The 16,800-nt window shown below is 60.0% G+C and carries 18 protein-coding genes; 8 read left to right on the top strand and 10 right to left on the bottom strand.

What is annotated here, in order from left to right:
- Positions 1–70: 70 nt before the first annotated feature.
- Entirely contained in the window at positions 71–1,348 is a 1,278-nt protein-coding gene (umuC, locus tag GKKCFE_RS07830) for a translesion error-prone DNA polymerase V subunit UmuC (RefSeq protein WP_445577688.1), read from the bottom strand.
- Positions 1,341–1,766 (bottom strand): LexA family protein, encoded by a 426-nt coding sequence (locus GKKCFE_RS07825; protein WP_076385570.1) that lies wholly within the window; start codon positions 1,764–1,766, stop codon positions 1,341–1,343. Before GKKCFE_RS07825 ends, umuC begins: the two co-directional genes overlap by 8 nt.
- A gap of 237 nt (positions 1,767–2,003) precedes the next feature.
- Between GKKCFE_RS07825 and dusA the strand changes: the two genes are divergently transcribed.
- Together dusA and tal are read left to right on the top strand one after the other, a co-directional pair.
- On the top strand, positions 2,004–2,999 hold the full coding sequence (gene dusA / locus GKKCFE_RS07820) for a tRNA dihydrouridine(20/20a) synthase DusA (protein ID WP_160892998.1): 996 nt from the start codon (positions 2,004–2,006) through the stop codon (positions 2,997–2,999).
- A 178-nt stretch (positions 3,000–3,177) separates the two neighbouring features.
- Positions 3,178–4,104 (top strand): transaldolase, encoded by a 927-nt coding sequence (gene tal, locus GKKCFE_RS07815; protein WP_047227233.1) that lies wholly within the window; start codon positions 3,178–3,180, stop codon positions 4,102–4,104.
- Positions 4,105–4,292: 188 nt separating this feature from the next.
- On the opposite strand, the gene rssC is transcribed toward tal, so the two are convergent.
- The 3 genes from rssC to GKKCFE_RS07800 form a co-directional block, all read right to left on the bottom strand.
- Positions 4,293–4,775 (bottom strand): anti-sigma factor antagonist RssC, encoded by a 483-nt coding sequence (gene rssC / locus GKKCFE_RS07810; RefSeq protein ID WP_047227232.1) that lies wholly within the window; start codon positions 4,773–4,775, stop codon positions 4,293–4,295.
- A complete protein-coding gene (gene rssB / locus GKKCFE_RS07805) occupies positions 4,775–5,956 on the bottom strand; it encodes a two-component system response regulator RssB (protein ID WP_316912860.1) in 1,182 nt (393 codons plus the stop codon). Before rssB ends, rssC begins: the two co-directional genes overlap by 1 nt.
- Positions 5,957–6,301: 345 nt before the next feature.
- Entirely contained in the window at positions 6,302–6,991 is a 690-nt protein-coding gene (locus tag GKKCFE_RS07800; protein WP_047227230.1) for an MlaA family lipoprotein, read from the bottom strand.
- Between the two features lie 199 nt (positions 6,992–7,190).
- Here GKKCFE_RS07800 and GKKCFE_RS07795 point away from each other — a divergent pair, with 199 nt between their 5' ends.
- Together GKKCFE_RS07795 and GKKCFE_RS07790 are read left to right on the top strand one after the other, a co-directional pair.
- Positions 7,191–7,811 carry a phosphatase gene (locus tag GKKCFE_RS07795; protein ID WP_076385578.1) on the top strand — a complete coding sequence of 207 codons (621 nt, stop codon included), beginning with the start codon at positions 7,191–7,193 and terminating at the stop codon, positions 7,809–7,811.
- Between the two features lie 109 nt (positions 7,812–7,920).
- Positions 7,921–8,184 (top strand): DUF4404 family protein, encoded by a 264-nt coding sequence (locus tag GKKCFE_RS07790; protein WP_047227228.1) that lies wholly within the window; start codon positions 7,921–7,923, stop codon positions 8,182–8,184.
- Positions 8,185–8,353: 169 nt separating this feature from the next.
- Here GKKCFE_RS07790 and queF read toward each other — a convergent pair whose 3' ends face one another.
- Positions 8,354–9,184 carry an NADPH-dependent 7-cyano-7-deazaguanine reductase QueF gene (queF, locus tag GKKCFE_RS07785; protein WP_139050702.1) on the bottom strand — a complete coding sequence of 277 codons (831 nt, stop codon included), beginning with the start codon at positions 9,182–9,184 and terminating at the stop codon, positions 8,354–8,356.
- A gap of 61 nt (positions 9,185–9,245) precedes the next feature.
- A complete protein-coding gene (copI, locus tag GKKCFE_RS07780; RefSeq protein WP_305467940.1) occupies positions 9,246–9,767 on the bottom strand; it encodes a copper-resistant cuproprotein CopI in 522 nt (173 codons plus the stop codon).
- A 151-nt stretch (positions 9,768–9,918) separates the two neighbouring features.
- On the opposite strand from copI, the gene GKKCFE_RS07775 reads away from it, so the two are divergent.
- Both GKKCFE_RS07775 and GKKCFE_RS07770 read left to right on the top strand, forming a co-directional pair.
- Complete coding sequence (locus tag GKKCFE_RS07775; protein ID WP_339490539.1) at positions 9,919–10,599, top strand: heavy metal response regulator transcription factor; 681 nt, start codon at positions 9,919–9,921, stop codon at positions 10,597–10,599.
- Positions 10,596–11,948: a heavy metal sensor histidine kinase gene (locus tag GKKCFE_RS07770; protein WP_445577687.1), complete on the top strand. Its 1,353-nt coding sequence runs from the start codon at positions 10,596–10,598 to the stop codon at positions 11,946–11,948. The genes GKKCFE_RS07775 and GKKCFE_RS07770 overlap by 4 nt, the downstream gene beginning before the upstream one ends.
- A 184-nt stretch (positions 11,949–12,132) precedes the next feature.
- Here GKKCFE_RS07770 and GKKCFE_RS07765 read toward each other — a convergent pair whose 3' ends face one another.
- The 3 genes from GKKCFE_RS07765 to GKKCFE_RS07755 form a co-directional block, all read right to left on the bottom strand.
- The gene (locus tag GKKCFE_RS07765; protein ID WP_047227223.1) at positions 12,133–13,377 is read right to left on the bottom strand and encodes a lipoprotein-releasing ABC transporter permease subunit; all 1,245 of its coding nucleotides are present in this window, start codon (positions 13,375–13,377) and stop codon (positions 12,133–12,135) included.
- 63 nt (positions 13,378–13,440) lie between these two features.
- Positions 13,441–14,124, bottom strand: coding sequence for a lipoprotein-releasing ABC transporter ATP-binding protein LolD (lolD, locus tag GKKCFE_RS07760; protein ID WP_162843734.1), 684 nt, complete (start codon positions 14,122–14,124; stop codon positions 13,441–13,443).
- Between the two features lie 7 nt (positions 14,125–14,131).
- Positions 14,132–15,382 (bottom strand): lipoprotein-releasing ABC transporter permease subunit, encoded by a 1,251-nt coding sequence (locus GKKCFE_RS07755; protein WP_139050703.1) that lies wholly within the window; start codon positions 15,380–15,382, stop codon positions 14,132–14,134.
- A 94-nt stretch (positions 15,383–15,476) separates the two neighbouring features.
- On the opposite strand from GKKCFE_RS07755, the gene GKKCFE_RS07750 reads away from it, so the two are divergent.
- Positions 15,477–16,073, top strand: coding sequence for a PilZ domain-containing protein (locus GKKCFE_RS07750; protein WP_047227221.1), 597 nt, complete (start codon positions 15,477–15,479; stop codon positions 16,071–16,073).
- Positions 16,070–16,792: a glycerophosphodiester phosphodiesterase gene (locus GKKCFE_RS07745; RefSeq protein WP_047227220.1), complete on the top strand. Its 723-nt coding sequence runs from the start codon at positions 16,070–16,072 to the stop codon at positions 16,790–16,792. The genes GKKCFE_RS07750 and GKKCFE_RS07745 overlap by 4 nt, the downstream gene beginning before the upstream one ends.
- The last annotated feature ends 8 nt before the right edge of the window (positions 16,793–16,800 follow it).

Raw genomic sequence — 16,800 nt, 5'->3', positions numbered from 1 at the left:
TGGCTTGATTTGGATGAGGGTTATTTCTTCAAAATAAAAAGCCGCTCAGCGGGCGGCTCGGATCATCTAATCATTGACTGGACACCCGCCATAGCTGGTCCAGTCTAGTAGTATAGCTTTGGCTCATCATCTCCCGACGCATGCCCCAGTCCGGATTAACGGGCACGCTGGCTGATCGAAGTGTCGCCCTACCCCATCGCCCGTTGATCTGGTCCAACACCGCCATCAACTTCGTGGCATCAGCTGGTTGGGAGGTGGCAAACAGGTCATCGGTGTATTCCCCCTGTTGGCAAAGGTTCATCAATAGCACCTCTGCCTTGCTGTACTTGAAGCCTGGTCGGAAAACCCGGTCGAGCGCGCCCACCGCAGCCTTAGTCAACAACCGCACATCGTCGGTAGGATACGGCATATCAATCAGGACTCCGTTGGCGTACTTCGCCTCCTCCGGATTGAACATGCCGGTGCGGATGCTGACGCGGATCTTCTTGCACAGCGACTTCTGCGCCCTGAGCTTTTCCGAAGCACGCATCATGTAGGTAGCCACCGCTTCCTTAATCGGTGCCAGCTCTGTGAGCCGCTTACCAAACATCCGGCTACAGCAAATCTCCTGCTTCGGCGGATCCGGCTCATCCAGCTCCAGGCACGGCGTGCCGGCCAGCTCGCGGGCGGTCTTCTCAATCACCACGCTAAATTTCTTGCGAAGCGTCCAAGGGTCGGCCTGGGCCAGATCCATGGCCGTCTTGATGCCCATCGCGTCCAGGTGCAGTTTCATCTTGCGACCGACACCCCAAACCTCGGACACACCCGTATTACGCAGCACCCAGTCACGCTTGAAGGGGTCGCAAATGTCGACCACGCCGCCTGTTTGCACCTGCAGGCGCTTGGCCGTGTGATTCGCCAACTTCGCCAGGGTCTTCGTGTGAGCGATCCCTACCCCGACTGGGATACCGGTGCAGCGCAGCACGTGGCTGCGGATCTTGCGACCGAGGGCATCCCGACCGTCGATGCCGGTGAGATCCGCGAAGGCTTCGTCGATGCTATAGACCTCGACGGCCGGTACCATCGATTCAATGAGTGTCATGACGCGCTCACTCATGTCCCCATAGAGCGCGTAATTCGACGAGAACGGGACGATGCCGTGTTTCTGCAGCTTGTGCTTAATCTGAAAATACGGCTCGCCCATTTTCACGTAGGGCTTGGCGTCGTAACTGCGAGCGATCACACAGCCGTCATTGTTGCTCAGCACAACGATGGGCACGCGGGCCAAGTCCGGGCGGAACACTCTTTCGCAACTGGCGTAGAAGCTGTTGCAATCGATCAGGGCGAAAACAGGTCGGGCTTTAGACATGGCTGCGCACGCTGCAGGTGATGACGCCCCAGATGATCAGCTCGTCGCCCTCGAGCACGTATCTCGGTGGATACTTTGGGTTCTCCGACAGGAGAATCACCTCCTTCCCCCGTATGCAAAGGCGTTTGCATACGGGTTCGTTGTTCAGCAGCGCCACGACGATGTGACCATGCGCCGGCTCCATCGCACGATCCACGACGGCCAGGTCCCCTTCAAAGATCCCAGCGCCCTGCATGCTCTCACCGGCGATGGATACCAGGTAGACATGCGGAGCACGAATGTTCAGAACCTCATCCAATGAGATGTGCGCTTCGATGTGGTCCGCTGCCGGGGAAGGAAACCCGGCGGGCACTCGAAACGAACACAAAGGCAGCTTCAAGCCACCCGTAGCGATAGGGCCTAGAACTGAAAAGCTCATGACGCACGACTTCCAAAATACTGTACGAACATACAGTTAACTTTGTACAAGTTTCTGGGTCAATTTGTATAGGAAAAATCTGACAGGCGGGTCAGCCCATCCGCGGGAGATTCTTGCAGTACGGGGGGATGACGGGTTCATCGATTTAACTCTGGTCCAACCGATGGGCTCTCTCCATCCTCGCCATCTCATTCCTGTTAAACTGCGCTCCCGTCGCATTTGTCACCTCAGATCCTCATGCCCTCACACACAGCATCACCGCAAGCCCTTTCCCGCCGCTTCAGCGTGGCCCCCATGATGGACTGGACTGACCCCCACTGCAGGTTCTTCCTACGCATCCTCTCCAAACACGCCCTGCTCTACACCGAGATGGTCACCACGGGCGCGTTGCTCAACGGCGATCACGAGCGCTTCCTGCGTCACCATGAAGCCGAGCATCCCCTGGCGCTTCAACTCGGCGGCAGTGTCCCGGCCGACTTGGCCGCGTGCGCGCGGATGGCTCAGGAGCATGGCTATGATGAGGTCAATCTCAACGTCGGCTGCCCAAGCGATCGCGTGCAGAACAACATGATTGGTGCATGCCTGATGGGGCATCCTGAGCTGGTGGCCGATTGTGTGAAGGCGATGCGTGATGCTGTGTCGATTCCGGTGACGGTCAAGCATCGGATCGGGATCAACGGGCGGGACAGTTACGAGCAGTTGTGTGAGTTCGTCGGGACGGTGCGTGACGCCGGTTGTACGAGTTTTACCGTGCATGCGCGGATTGCGATTCTGGAGGGGCTGTCGCCCAAGGAGAACCGTGAGATCCCGCCGCTGCGGTATGACGTGGCGGCACAGCTGAAGAAGGATTTCCCGGAGCTGGAGATTGTGCTCAACGGCGGGATCAAGACGCTGGAAGCTTGCCACGAGCATTTGCAGACATTCGACGGTGTGATGCTGGGGCGCGAGGCGTATCACAACCCGTATCTGCTGGCCGAGGTGGATCAACAACTGTTTGGCAGCAGCGCGCCTGTCATCAGTCGGGCCGAGGCGTTGGCGCAGTTGCGGCCCTATATCGCCAAGCACCTGGACGCCGGCGGGGCGATGCATCACATCACTCGCCATGTACTGGGGCTGGGTACCGGGTTTCCTGGGGCGCGCCGTTTTCGGCAGTTGTTGTCGGTGGACATCCACAAAACCAAAGACCCGTTGGCGCTGCTGGATCAGGCGGCGGGCATGCTGGAAGGACGCTGACCGTCACTTGCTTTGAACCTGAGTCCTGTTTTGGCATCGTATCTACCGATACCCGCCCCGGCCTTTCAAACATCCGTTTTCAGGTTGTTGCCGCTGGGGCCATCGATCCCCCTTCACGCCCTTGAGTGGCTGCCGGCCCTCGGGTAATGTCAACAGACCCATAGGACAGAGCACGCTCATGACTTCCAAGCTGGAACAACTCAAACAATTCACTACCGTAGTGGCCGATACCGGCGACTTCGAAGCCATCGCCCGCGTTAAACCCGTGGATGCCACCACCAACCCTTCCCTGCTGCTCAAGGCCTCGGCCATTCAAGGCTACGCCGAGCTGCTGAACGCCTGTGTGGCCGATTGCAAGGGCGATGTGGGCCTGGCCAGCGACCGTTTTGGCGTGGCGGTCGGGCAAGAGATTCTCAAGGTGATTCCGGGGCGTATTTCCACTGAGGTGGATGCGCGTCTGTCGTTCGACACCGAGGCCATGTTGAAACGTGCGCATCGCCTGATCGACCTGTATGAAAAAGCCGGCGTTGGCCGCGATCGCGTGCTGATCAAGATCGCGTCCACCTGGGAAGGTATTCGCGCCGCCGAGCAGCTGGAGCGTGAAGGCATCCAGTGCAACCTGACGCTGCTGTTCTCCTTCGCCCAGGCTGCGGCTTGCGCCGATGCCGGCGTGTTCCTGATTTCGCCTTTTGTCGGCCGCATCTACGACTGGTACAAGAAGGCCAACGGCAACGACTACACCGGTGCCGATGATCCGGGCGTGCAGTCGGTGACGCGCATCTACAACTACTACAAGGCCAATGACTACAAAACCGTGGTCATGGGCGCAAGCTTCCGCAACCTCAACCAGATCGAGCAACTGGCCGGCTGCGACCGCTTGACGGTCAGCCCGGATCTGCTGGAGAAACTGGCCGCTGACGAGGGCAAGCTGGAACGCAAACTGGCGCCTGGACAAGCCGGCGAAGCGCGCTTGAGTCTCAATGAAGCGCAATTCCGCTGGTTGTCCAACGAGGACGCCATGGCGACCGAGAAACTGGCTGAAGGCATTCGTCAGTTCGCCCGGGACCAGGAGAAGCTTGAGGCGTTGCTGCAAGCCAAGCTTTGAGGTGATTTCGAAGTAATAAAGAGGGCGAACCTGGGTGGGTTCGCCCTTTTTTATAGGCTTGGGAAGGTGGCGGCTGGCCGGGCGCCATCGCGAGCAGGCTCGCTCCCACAGGGGGCGCTGGGCAGATAAACATTGTGGGAGCGAGCTTGCTCGCGATGAGGCCCGCTCAGTCTACGCAAACCTATGAATCAGGGCCGCTCCAGCGCACTCACCAAGTCATGGAACGCTTCACGATTGGAGTCGTTCAGCCCCATGAGGATCTTATGGGCCTCAAGCACCTTGATCCGCACTTCCTCTTCCGATTGATCCTGATCGGGCAGATCGTCCAGGCACTCAGGGCATGGCACGGGATCGCCGACGATATTGAATACCTGGTCGAAGCCCATGGATTGCAGCAACCGGGTGATGTCGTTGTGGGTGGTGACCACGGTCGGCAGCAGGCCGACCTTTTGCCGCGACAGGATCGACAGCTTGGCCAGCAGGCCCAGGGTGGTGCTGTCGATGCTGCGGGTTTCGGTCAGGTCGATCACGATGGCGTTGAAGTTCAACGCGGTGAAGATCCGCTCAATAGTCGCATCCAGCGCCGAACAGAGGGTCAGGCGCACTTCACCGACAAACTTCAGGACAAAGGTGCCGTCCTGCTCGGCGAACTGGATTCTACCGGTACTCATCAAAGATTCCTGCTCAACACTAACAGGGCGATATCATCCGGCATCTCCCCTAGCGTGGCTAATCCAAACACTTGACGCAAGCCTTCCAGGCTGCCGCCCGCTGCGCTTACCCGTTCAGGCAAGGCCGCTTCTTTCTCTTTGAGTGTAGGTTCTGACAAAAGGTCCAGAATGCCATCAGACATCAGCGTCAAACTGAAGGTCGGTGGCAGTTCCAGTACGTGGTCTTCGTAGGTGGCCTCATTGAACAGGCCCACCGGCAAACCACGCCCTTCCAGGTAACGAACACTGTCAGGCGTATACAACACAGGCAACGGCAGATGACCGCCGATGCTATAGGTCAACAAACCCGTCTCCTCGTCGATGACCCCACCGACCATTGTCACGTGTTTGCCCAGCTTACAACTGATCAGGCCCCGGTTGATATGACCAAGGACTTCTGATGGCTTGAACTCAGGCAACGTGCCGTTGCGCTTGGATTCGAACAGCAGGCGCGTGGTCATGAACTTCAACAGTACCGTCACGAACGCTGACGAAGCGCCATGGCCGGAAACGTCCGCCAGATAGAACGCCACTCGACGTTCATCGACCCGAAAATAGTCGACGAAATCTCCCGACAGATACAAAGACGGGATGATCTGGTGGGCAAAACGGAAATCGTCAACGGTCCAGGGACTGACCGGCAACATGTTCATCTGCACCTGGCGGCCGGCGTTCTGGTCTTCCTGCAACAGGTTCAGGCTGGCTTCCAGCTCGCGGTTGGCGGTTTCCAGCTTCTCGCGATAACGCTGGTTCTCCACCAACAGGCGCGAACGGTCCAAGGCCCGACGCACCGAGTGCTCGAGCACCGCCAGGTCTTCAAGGGGCTTGATCAGGTAATCGGCCGCGCCCAGGCGCAACGCCTCAACCGCGTCGTTCATCACGCCAGCACCCGAAACCACGATGACCGGGGTCTGCGAGGAAATCTCGGTGACCTGACGAATGAGTTCGAGTCCGCCCATCTGCGGCATGCGCAGGTCGCAGATGACCAGGTCGGGCTTGTCTTGCTCGAATACCTGAAGACCCTGTTGACCGTTGCTGGCCTGCAGGACGCTGAAACCACTGTCTTCCAAGTAGGCTGCGAGGCTGGCTCGCACCACTTCGTCATCATCGATTATCAGCAGCGTGGCACTGGTTTTTGGCATGTGGGCAAACGGCGCCAGAATTAGGTTGGCGTAGCGGGCTGGGCAACTGGGCCTGGCGCTCACTACTGGATTCGCTTTCTAGCCTCTCTGTCGTACCGGATGTAGGCCCTTGTCCTACACACAGTTACATCAGAGGTGCCCTTCTAAGGCGCAGACGGTACTCCCATCCGCGGGGCGTTTCAAGCTCATGCAGATAGCCGCTTGCCGTCTTGGTTTGTCAAAGTACAGAGAGTTATAAGAACCGAGCGAAGCGTAACTCAATGGAAGGTTCGATCCCTGCTTAAACAGTGCCTCAAAACAAAGAAGGCGGCCCTGAGGCCGCCTTCCTGGGGTTACCGGGCGAAATTAAAAATCATCTTCGACCTGGCCATCCTTGACCTTGAATTCACGGTTCTGCAGGAAGGCGTTGCGGATAAACACATACTTGTCGCCACTCACCAGTTTTTCGGCGGACAACAGGCTGGCGCGGGTATCAACGATGTTCAGGCCGAAGATCGAGTTACGCACCGAGACGTTGTCGATGTAACGATAAGGGGCCGTGTAGTCATCGACAAGCTTGGCCGGCGCGTCACGCAAGGTGCTTGGTCCCAACAACGGCAGCATCACGTACGGGCCACTGCCGACTCCCCAATAGCCCAGGGTCTGGCCGAAATCTTCATCGCTGCGTTGCAGGCCCATATGGGTGCCCACATCGAAGAACCCCAACAGACCGAAGGTGGTGTTGAAGATCAACCGGGCCGTGTCGACCCCGGCTGCGGCCGGTTTGGCCTGCAGAACATTGTTGGCCAGATTGCCTACGTCGCCGATGTTGCGGAACATGTTGTGGATGCCGTCTTCGAGGAACTGCGGCGTCACGTACTGATAACCCTGGGCCAGCGGCTTGAGCGCGTAGGTATCAACGGTGTCGTTGAAGGTAAAGATCGGGCGGTTGATGCTTTCCCAAGGATCGTCTTCCGTTGCGGCCTGGGCGGCGAAGGGGACTAGCAGGACGCAGGCAGACAAACACAGCTGAGCTAGACAATGGCTCCAGCGCATAGGGAAAACTCCTTGGATTATTCAGGCAAGGGCGCCGAGCCCAGGCGGTAAGGGCGCTAGTATAAAGCGGAACGCTTGGATAGACAGCACTGAAAGAGAAGCTGCTCGTAGGATTTTTCCGCACTCGGCGCCTTCATTTCACTGTCATTGGACTGTCATTGAGGCACGTTAGGCTGCGGAATATTTCAAGGACGTTCCCATGCCCCGCGCCGAAACCCTGCCCCTGCCCGCCCCCAGCCTGACCGCCGTACTGTTTGGCTTGAGCGGTTGTCTGGTGGATTTCGGGGCAAGGGCGCGACAGTCAGGCGCAGTGCCCACCGAGCATTCGCAGCCAACCCCCGGCGCCCTCGAAAGCCTGCGCCTTTTGCAGCTTCAGGAGATTCCCTGCGCCTGGCTCGACGAACTGCCACCTGCCATCAGTCATAGCCTGGCGGCTTCGTTACCGGCGTGGATCAAATCGCCGCAACTTCCCGCAACAAATTATCCGTGGCCGGCCCCGCATGCCTGCTGGCAGGCCTTGATGGCGTTGAACGTCCAGCAATTGGACGGTTGCGTGCTGGTCAGCGGCGAGCCTCGCTTGTTGCAGTCGGGGCTCAATGCCGGCTTGTGGACCATCGGGCTGGCGTCCTGCGGCTCGCTGTGTGGCCTGGCGCCGAATGAATGGCAGCTCCTGAGCCAACAGGAACGCGAGACCAAGCGCGCCAAAGCCACCGTGCAGTTGTTCGGCCTGGGCGTGCATTCAGTGATCGATCATCTGGGTGAACTCGACACCTGCCTGGCGGATATCAGCCTGCGTCGGCTCAAAGGTGAAAAGCCCTGACCGAGATCATGCAGGGTGCACAAGGGTGGATTACTCTTAAGGCAAGCCACGGACTTTTGACGCACCGTCGCGGTCCATGGCTGTGCCTATCAATAAAGGGAGTACGCCAATGCCTGCCCGCGAATTGCAGAAACAACTTGATGAACTGCGCGAGCAATTGGAACAGAACCCGCCGCTTTCCGAGCCGGAGCGCGAGAATCTGCATCAACTGATGATTCAGCTCGAAGCCGAGATCGAACTGGATAATTCGCTTCAGAATGCCGACCTGGTCGATGGTGTGAACCTGGCTGTCGAGCGCTTCGAACTGGATCACCCCACTATTGCCGGGACGTTGCGCAACATCGTACAAGCCTTGGGCAACATGGGAATCTAAACCCGCCAGATGCAAAAAAGCCCCGCTATTGATAGCGGGGCTTTTCATTTTTCACGATATGAAATGCAACCCCCTGTGGGAGCGAGCCCGCTCGCGATAGGTGGCTCAGCCAACATCAATGCTGAATGTGCCTGACTCATCGCGAGCAGGCTCGCTCCCACAGGATTATTTATTGCCGGACCAGGCGATGGTTCGGCAGCTGTACCTCTTCGGTACTGCGATACGGATTGATGTCCAGCCCACCCCGCCGCACATAGCGCGCATACACCGTCAATTTTTCCGGTTTGAGCAATCGCTGCAGGTCGAGAAAGATCCGCTCCACGCACTGTTCGTGGAAATCCGAATGCTGGCGGAAGCTGACGATGTAGGCCAACAGGCTGGCAGGGTCCAGCGCCGCACCGCGATATTGCACCGCCACGCTTCCCCAGTCCGGCTGGCTCGTCACCGGGCAATTGGATTTGAGCAGATGGCTGTGCAGGCTTTGCTCCACGATGCGCGAATCATCGCAGCGCAGCAGCTCCGGGCGCGGATGCTCGTAAGAGTCGACGGTGATGTCCAAGTCATCGATGCACACGCCGGGTAATGCCACGACCCCTTCACTTTCCACGTCCTTGAGGCTGCGGATGCGCACGCCCACCGGTTTACCGGCGGCCGCCGACAGGTCCTGACGCAAGGTCGCTTCCAGGCTCGCGGTATCAGCGAATGGCGTCTGGTTCAGCGAGTTGAGGTACAGCTTGAAGGATTTGGATTCGATGATGTTCGGTGAATCCGCCGCGATTGCGAATTCACCAATGGCCACCACCGGTTTGCCAGACGGCAGCAGCCATGACAGCTCGAAACAGTTCCAGAAATCCACGCCCTTGTACGGCAGGGTCTCGGCCGTCAGGCCCAGTTCCGCCCATTTCGCGGTGCGCGGGATCGGAAACAGCAGTGACGGCGTGTACGTGGCGATGTATTCGCTGGATTTGCCCAGCGGCGAATGTTCGGCTGCGGGATGCATGACGGAAACCTGACTGAAGAATCAGCCGATTCTATCAGCCTTTGCCCCAGCCTTTGAGTGCTTACTGACTGACTGTCAGCTTGCCTTTCATCCCGGCCTGGTAGTGGCCGGGCACATTACAGGCGAACTCCAGCCGCATGGCCTTGTTGAAGGTCCAGGTCAGCTCGGCGGTTTTGCCCGGCTCCACCAGCACACTGTTGGGGTCTTCATGGCGCATGCCGACCTCCCCGTGCCCCATGGAGTCATGGGCCATCCCTTGCTTCATTGCGGTCGGGGTCAGTTGTCCGCTCTGTTGCATCTTGAGCATTTCCTGCTGATGTTGGGCGTGCATCGCGGCATTGCCCAGGTTGAACTCATGCAGCAACTGACCTTTATTGATCAGCACGAACCGAACGGTCTCGCCAGCCTTGATATCAAGTGCACCGGGGTCGAAGGTCATGTCCCCCATCACCACATCGATGCTGCGACTGGCCTTGGCCGCCGAGGCAGGCTGGCCGAAATCAAAATGGCCCGGTGACGCCCACGTGGGCGTACTGAGCACCAGTGCAAAGGCGGTCAGGATCAAGCGGTTTGCCATTAACATGTCCATACTCCTGTCAGATTCAGCGTGTGAGAACTCTATCTCTGCACACCTGCCAATCGGCTTACGGCTCGATTACAACTTTGTCAGGTAGAGCCACGGCCACGTCCGACGCGGTATAACGCCCTCGTTCCAACAACGCCTTGAGCTGCCCATGAAACTGCTGATCGTCGAAGACCAAACCAAAACCGGCCAATACCTGCGCCAGGGCCTGACCGAAGCCGGGTTCAACGCCGACCTGGTGGCCGATGGCATTACCGGCCAGCAATTGGCCTTGAGCGGTGAATATGCCTTGCTGATCCTCGATGTGATGCTGCCCGGCCGCGATGGCTGGCAGATTTTGCAGGCCGTGCGCGGGGCCGGCCTGGATACGCCGGTGCTGTTTCTCACCGCGCGGGATGCGGTCCAGGATCGCGTGCATGGCCTGGAGTTGGGCGCCGACGATTACCTGGTCAAACCCTTTGCCTTTTCCGAACTGCTGGCGCGAGTCCGCAGCCTGTTGCGCCGTGGTAGTTCGACGCCCCAGGAAACCAGCTTGCGACTGGCGGACCTGCGCCTGGACCTGATCCGCCGCCGCGTCGAACGCAGCGGCCAGCGCATCGACCTCACGGCCAAGGAGTTCGCGTTGCTGGAAATGCTCCTGCGTCGCCAGGGCGAGGTCCTGCCCAAATCCCTGATTGCTTCCCAGGTCTGGGATATGAATTTCGACAGCGACACCAACGTCATCGAAGTCGCGATACGGCGCCTGCGAATCAAGATCGACGACGATTTCCCCAGCAAGCTGATCCACACCGTGCGGGGCATGGGGTATGTCCTTGAAGAGCGCACCCTGTGAGAGGGCGTTGGTCGCTGAGCAGCCGGCTGGCGCTGCTGTTCGCCGCCTGCACCGCCGTGGTCTCCCTGTTTGCCGGCGTGCTGTTCAGCCGTGGCAGCGAGGCGCACTTCATCGAGCTGGATCAGCAACTGCTCGAAGGCAAACTGATCGGCCTGCGTCGCGCCCTGCAGGGGCTGGATGCCGAGCAAACCCAAAGCCGTCTGGCAGATGAACTCAGTCGCCAGGCCGACCTGGCCTTGCGCATCAAAGATAGCGATGGCGTGCGCTGGTACGACAGTTCGCTGCGGATTCCGGCTCAGTTGCCGGAGCGTCCCGGCCTGTCCACCCTCAGCGATGCCGACACTGACTACCGGGTATTGAATGCACCGCTGTACCCCGACCGCCCGGACTCGCCGCAACTGACGCTGCTGCTGGACATCACCCACCACCAGCATTTCCTGCAACGCATGCAGCGCCTGATCTGGCTGACGGTCGGCCTCTCGGCCCTGGCTACCGCCCTGCTCGGCGCCTGGGCCGCCCGGCGCGGCTTGCGACCGTTGCGGCGTATGGGGGCCATCGCCGGCAGCGTCTCGGCCCGCTCTCTCAATGCCCGACTGCCGGAAGAACACATGCCCGCCGAACTGGCGGAACTGGCCCACAGCATCAATGACATGCTCCAACGTCTCGATGATGCGTTTCAACGGCTCTCGGCGTTCTCTGCCGACATCGCCCATGAACTGCGCACCCCTTTATCGAACCTGCTGACCCACACCCAGGTCACCCTCACCCGCGAACGCTCGCTGGAGGATTATCGCGAAGCACTGCACAGCAATCTTGAAGAGCTGCAATGGATGGCGCAGTTGGTCAACGACATGCTTTATCTGGCCAAGGCTGACCACGGCTTGCTGGCACCCAGCCGCGAACCGCTGGAACTGGCTCAGGAAGTGGATCTGCTGCTGGAGTTTTTCGCCCCGCTGGCCGAAGACGCCCACGTCCGCTTGAGCCGTGAAGGCAACGGCCGCATCGACGGAGACCGCAGCATGCTGCGCCGGGCCCTGTCCAATTTGCTGGACAATGCTTTGCGCTTCACGCCTGACGGTGGCGAAGTACGGGTACATATTGTCGAGGGCGTTGGGCAGGTGCATGTGAACGTGGAGAACAGCGGTGACGGGATTTCAGCGCATTTGCTGCCGCGTTTGTTCGACCGTTTCTATCGCGCCGACCCGGCACGCCAGGAAGGCAGCAGTGAACACGCCGGGCTGGGGCTGGCCATCACCCGCTCCATCGTCCGCGCCCATGGCGGGCAGATCCGCTGCGAATCGGCCGATGGCTGGACGCGGTTTTTGATTGAGTTGCCGAAGGGGGATTAAGTCCAACGCAAACCCTGGTGGCGAGGGGATTTATCCCCGCTGGGTCGCGAAGCGGCCCTAAACCCTGGCACCTGGGTGTAGCAGGCAGGTTGAGTTGACTGTATTGGGGCTGCTTCGCAGCCCAGCGGGGATAAATCCCCTCGCCACAGAGAGTGTCGCCCTTGGCACAAGGTTTTGCGCTGATTCAGGAATAGCGCAACGCCTGCGCCGGCTCGACCTTCGCCGCACGCCAGGCCGGGTAAACCGTGGCGAGGAAGCTCAGGATGAACCCGGCCGAGCAGATCAGCACCACATCACCGCGTTGAAGCTCCGAGGGCAGGTTGCTGACGAAATACACATCGGAACTGAAAATATGCTGGCCAGTGACCCTTTCCACCCAACCCACTAAATCACTGACGTTCAGCGCCGCAATCACCCCCAGCACACCGCCGATCAGCGTGCCGACCACACCAATCACCGTACCCTGGACCATGAAAATCGCCATGATCTGCCGCGGCGTGGCGCCGATGGTGCGCAGGATCGCGATATCCGCGCCCTTATCGTTCACCACCATGATCAGGGTCGCGATGATGTTGAAGGCCGCCACCGCGACGATCATCAACAACAGCAGGCCGATCATGGTTTTTTCCATCTTCATGGCACTGAACAGGCTGCCCTGAGTGTGGGTCCAGTCGTCGGCCTTGTAGTCCGCGCCGAGGCCCGTGGCGATGTCGCCGGAAACTCGCGGCGCGGCGTACAGGTCCTTGACCGCCAGGCGCACGCTTTGCACCTGGTTTGGCTGCCAATGTTGCATTTGCGCGGCGTCGGCCACGTGGATCAGCGCCATGGAGCCATCCAGTTCGGCGCCTACCTTGAACACGCCGACCACATTCAAGCGCTGCATCCGCGGGGTGATGCCACCCGGCGCGGTGCTGATTTCCGGCACGATCAGGGTCAGTTTGTCCCCGACGTTCAAACGGAAGCGCCGAGCAGTGATTTCGCCGATCACTACGCCAAACTCGCCCGGTTTCAAGGCATCGAGACGCCCCTGGACAATATGCTGGGCGACGATGGATACCTTGCCTTCCTGGGCCGGGTCGATGCCGCTGATCTGGATCGGTTGCATCGCGCCTTTATGGCTGAGCATGCCTTCCATTTCAGTGAACGGCACGGCAGCGATCACCTCAGGATTTTTCAGCGCCGCGGCAGCCACCGGCTGCCAGTCGTCGATCGGCTTGACGCCGACGATGGTGGCGTGAGGCACCATGCCCAGGATGCGCGAGCTCATTTCGCGCTGGAAGCCATTCATCACCGACAGCACCACGATCATCGCCAGCACCCCCAGGGCGAGGCCGATCATCGAGGTCATGGAAATGAACGAAACAAAGCGATTGCGGCGCTTGGCGCGGGTATAGCGCGTGCCGATGAAGATCGATAACGGTCTGAACATTCGCGGGGCACCGTATGAAAATAAAAGACCCGGCGCTTGCAGCAAGCGCCGGGTTTCGGTCGGTCAAATGGGCGTCAGGCAACCTTCCTGCAAGTGCAGGACGCGGTCCATCTGCCGGGCCAGGTTCATGTCGTGGGTCACCACCAGGAACGCGGTACGCATTGAGGTACTGAGTTCCAGCATCAGGTCCTGAATGCCTTGGGCGGTGTGGGAGTCGAGGTTGCCGGTCGGCTCGTCGAGCATCACCAGCCCCGGCTTGTTGACCAGGGCCCGGGCAATCGCCACGCGCTGGCGCTCGCCACCGGACAACTCCGCCGGCTTGTGCTCCAGACGATGGCCCAACCCGACCCGCTCCAACAACGCCGTGGCCCGCTGGCGGGCTTCAGGGATCGCGGTGCGACCTATCAGCAGCGGCATGCAGACGTTCTCCAGCGCGGTGAACTCGGGCAGCAAATGGTGGAACTGGTAAACGAAGCCCAGGGAACGGTTACGCAGCAGGCCACGGGCCTTCTCGTTCAGCGCCGAGAGTTCTTCGCCGGCCAGCCAGACACTGCCGGCAGTCGGTGTATCGAGGCCGCCCAACAGATTGAGCAAGGTACTTTTGCCCGACCCGGAGGTGCCGACAATCGCCACACGCTCGCCCGGATGCAGCTCCAGCTGCAAGCCCGACAACACCACCACCGACTCCGGCCCCTCCTCGTAGGATTTGCCCAGGTTACGGCAGCTCAAGATTGCTTTTTCACTCATACCCGACTCACTCATAACGTAACGCCTCCGCAGGCTGGGTGCGCGCGGCACGCCAGGCTGGATACAGGGTGGCGAGGAAACTCAGGACCAACGCGGCGCCGCAGACCATCAACACATCATCTGTCTGCAACTGCGACGGCAGGTAGTCGATGAAGTACACGTCGGCGTTGAGAAACTTGTGCCCGATCAGGCCTTCAAGAGCGGCAATCGCGGCGCTGACGTTCAGCGCGGCAAACATCCCGACCAAGGCACCAACCACCGTACCGATCACGCCAATGACCGTGCCCTGGACCATGAAGATCCGCATGATCTGCCCCGGCGTGGCGCCAAGGGTGCGCAGGATGGCGATGTCACCTTTCTTGTCGTTCACCACCATCACCAGAGTGGAGATGATGTTGAACGCGGCAACGGCGACGATCAGCAGCAATAGCAGGCCGATCATGGCTTTTTCCATGCGGATCGCCTGGTACAGGTTGCCGTGGGTGCGGGTCCAGTCGCGAGCGTAGTAGCGGTCTTCGCCGAGCTGCTGGGCGATGGTCCACGCGACGCGCGGTGCCTGGAACAGATCGTCGAACTTCAACCGCAGGCCCTGGACCTGATCCGGTTTCCAGCGATGCAGGCGCGCCAGGTCCTGAAGGTTGGTGACGCCCAGGTAACCGTCCAGCTCGCCGGCGCCGACATGGAAGATGCCGACCACGGTAAAGCGCTTCATGCGCGGGAACATGCCGCCCGGGGTCACGGTGACTTCCGGTGCCACGAAGGTCAGCTTGTCGCCGATGACGGCGCCGAGCTTGGCCGCAGCCTTGTCACCGATGACGATGCCAAAGCTGCCCGGCGCCAGGTCGTCGAGTTTGCCCTGCTTCATGAAGTTGTCGATGATCGACACCTGCCGCTCAAGTCCAGGGTCAATGCCATTGAGCAAGACCTTGGAAACCTTGCCATTGTGGGTCAGCAGCCCCTGCATCTGGGTGAACGGCGCAACCGCCAGCACCTGCGGGTTCTGCTTGACCTTGGCGGCCAGGCTCGGCCAGTCGCTGATGGCTTCACCGGTTTCGAGGGTGGCGTGGGGCACCATGCCCAGCACGCGAGTGCGCATTTCATGGTCGAACCCGTTCATCACCGACAGCACGACGATCATCACGACCACGCCAAGGGCCAGCCCGATGATTGAAGTCAGGGAAATGAACGATACGAAATGATTGCGACGTTTTGCACGGGTATAACGCGTGCCGATAAATACGAAGAGAGGTCTGAACATGTCGGGGCTTGTTCGGAGGGAAAAGGAACGTCCTTGTGGCGGGGGTCACAAACCAGCTTTACACTCAGACCACCGCCGCTACCATGGGTTCGCCATGTCGACATTAGATGAAGAAGATCGCCGCGAATACTACCGTATCGAGGACACGATCGCACTGGAAATTCGGCCCCTCTCCATTCCTGAAGCTGCTGGCCAGGAAGTGTTGCAGGATGCTTCTCCACTGTTCAATCTGCTCAGCGAATTGCACCTGAGCGAATTCGAATCGCAACACCTGCTGCGCCAGATCAGCGAGCGCGAGCGTAGCATCGCCGCGTACCTGAAAGTCATGCACAAACGCATCGACCTGCTCAGCCAGGTCATAGCCCTGACGGCACTCGGCGAAATCGGCGAACCGCAGCCGGTGATCATTTCCGAGGGCGGCATCGACTTCCAGCACGCCACGCCTGTCGGCGTTGGCACGCACCTGTCGATCAAGATGGTGCTGATGCCCCAGGCCCTGGGGCTGTTGCTCCGGGCCCGGGTCACTCATTGCGACCCCAAGGGCGACGGCTATGACGTGGGCACCGAGTTCGAACGCCCCACCGACGCCCAGCGCCAGTTACTGGCCCGCTACATCCTGCAGAAACAGGCGCAAGAGCGACGCCTGGCGCGGGAACTGAACGAATCCGGCATCAATAAGGAAGAACCGTGACCCTCATTTATGGCCACCGTGGCGCCAAGGGCGAAGCGCCAGAAAATACCCTGACCGGTTTTCAGGAGTGCCTCAAGCACGGCGTGCGCCGATGCGAGCTGGACCTGCACCTTTCAATGGACGGCGAGTTGATGGTGATCCACGACCCGACCCTCAAGCGCACCACCGATCGCCGGGGCAAGGTGGTGGAGCATTCGGCCGCCGAGCTGGTGACCTACGATGCGCGCAAGGGTGGCCCGGGCTGGATCAAGCCGTGCCCGATCCCGCGCCTGGAGGAGCTGTTCGAAAAATGTGATTTCGAGCATTGGCAACTGGAGGTCAAGAGTGCCTCACGCACCCGCGCCGCCGCCACCGTGCTGGGGATCCGCGAAATGGCCCAGCGTTTCGGGTTGCTGGACAAAATCACCATCACCTCCAGCTCCCGGGAAGTGCTCAAGGCTGCCCTGGACCTGACCCCGGACATCTCCCGCGGGCTGGTGGCCGAATACGCCTGGCTCGACCCACTGAAGGTCGCCCAGAGTTACGGCTGCGAGATTCTGGCGCTCAACTGGACGCTGTGTACGCCGGAACGCCTGATCAAGGCCCAGCGTCAGGGGTTGCATGTATCAGTGTGGACGGTCAACGAACCCGCGCTGATGCGCAGGCTCGCCGACTTCGGCGTTGACAGCCTGATTACAGACTTTCCCGGTTTGGCCACTGCCACCCTCGAGAATTGCTGAAATCGGTC

It is taken from the genome of Pseudomonas sp. E141 (genome assembly GCF_052659885.1).
Note: the sequence above shows the minus strand (reverse complement) of the source record. Positions and strands in the feature narration are given on the sequence as shown.

What these genes read in the sequence shown, in the direction of transcription:
- GKKCFE_RS07755 (WP_139050703.1), bottom strand. Translation starts at nt 15,382, where the DNA reads ATGTTCAGACCTCTCTTCGTATTTATCGGCACGCGTTATACCCGTGCA.
- GKKCFE_RS07765 (WP_047227223.1), bottom strand. Translation starts at nt 13,377, where the DNA reads ATGTTCAGACCGTTATCGATCTTCATCGGCACGCGCTATACCCGCGCC.
- GKKCFE_RS07775 (WP_339490539.1), top strand. Translation starts at nt 9,919, where the DNA reads ATGAAACTGCTGATCGTCGAAGACCAAACCAAAACCGGCCAATACCTG.
- GKKCFE_RS07750 (WP_047227221.1), top strand. Translation starts at nt 15,477, where the DNA reads ATGTCGACATTAGATGAAGAAGATCGCCGCGAATACTACCGTATCGAG.
- GKKCFE_RS07790 (WP_047227228.1), top strand. Translation starts at nt 7,921, where the DNA reads ATGCCTGCCCGCGAATTGCAGAAACAACTTGATGAACTGCGCGAGCAA.
- GKKCFE_RS07795 (WP_076385578.1), top strand. Translation starts at nt 7,191, where the DNA reads ATGCCCCGCGCCGAAACCCTGCCCCTGCCCGCCCCCAGCCTGACCGCC.
- GKKCFE_RS07800 (WP_047227230.1), bottom strand. Translation starts at nt 6,991, where the DNA reads ATGCGCTGGAGCCATTGTCTAGCTCAGCTGTGTTTGTCTGCCTGCGTC.
- copI (WP_305467940.1), bottom strand. Translation starts at nt 9,767, where the DNA reads ATGTTAATGGCAAACCGCTTGATCCTGACCGCCTTTGCACTGGTGCTC.
- dusA (WP_160892998.1), top strand. Translation starts at nt 2,004, where the DNA reads ATGCCCTCACACACAGCATCACCGCAAGCCCTTTCCCGCCGCTTCAGC.
- lolD (WP_162843734.1), bottom strand. Translation starts at nt 14,124, where the DNA reads ATGAGTGAAAAAGCAATCTTGAGCTGCCGTAACCTGGGCAAATCCTAC.
- umuC (WP_445577688.1), bottom strand. Translation starts at nt 1,348, where the DNA reads ATGTCTAAAGCCCGACCTGTTTTCGCCCTGATCGATTGCAACAGCTTC.
- queF (WP_139050702.1), bottom strand. Translation starts at nt 9,184, where the DNA reads ATGCATCCCGCAGCCGAACATTCGCCGCTGGGCAAATCCAGCGAATAC.
- rssB (WP_316912860.1), bottom strand. Translation starts at nt 5,956, where the DNA reads ATGCCAAAAACCAGTGCCACGCTGCTGATAATCGATGATGACGAAGTG.
- GKKCFE_RS07825 (WP_076385570.1), bottom strand. Translation starts at nt 1,766, where the DNA reads ATGAGCTTTTCAGTTCTAGGCCCTATCGCTACGGGTGGCTTGAAGCTG.
- tal (WP_047227233.1), top strand. Translation starts at nt 3,178, where the DNA reads ATGACTTCCAAGCTGGAACAACTCAAACAATTCACTACCGTAGTGGCC.
- rssC (WP_047227232.1), bottom strand. Translation starts at nt 4,775, where the DNA reads ATGAGTACCGGTAGAATCCAGTTCGCCGAGCAGGACGGCACCTTTGTC.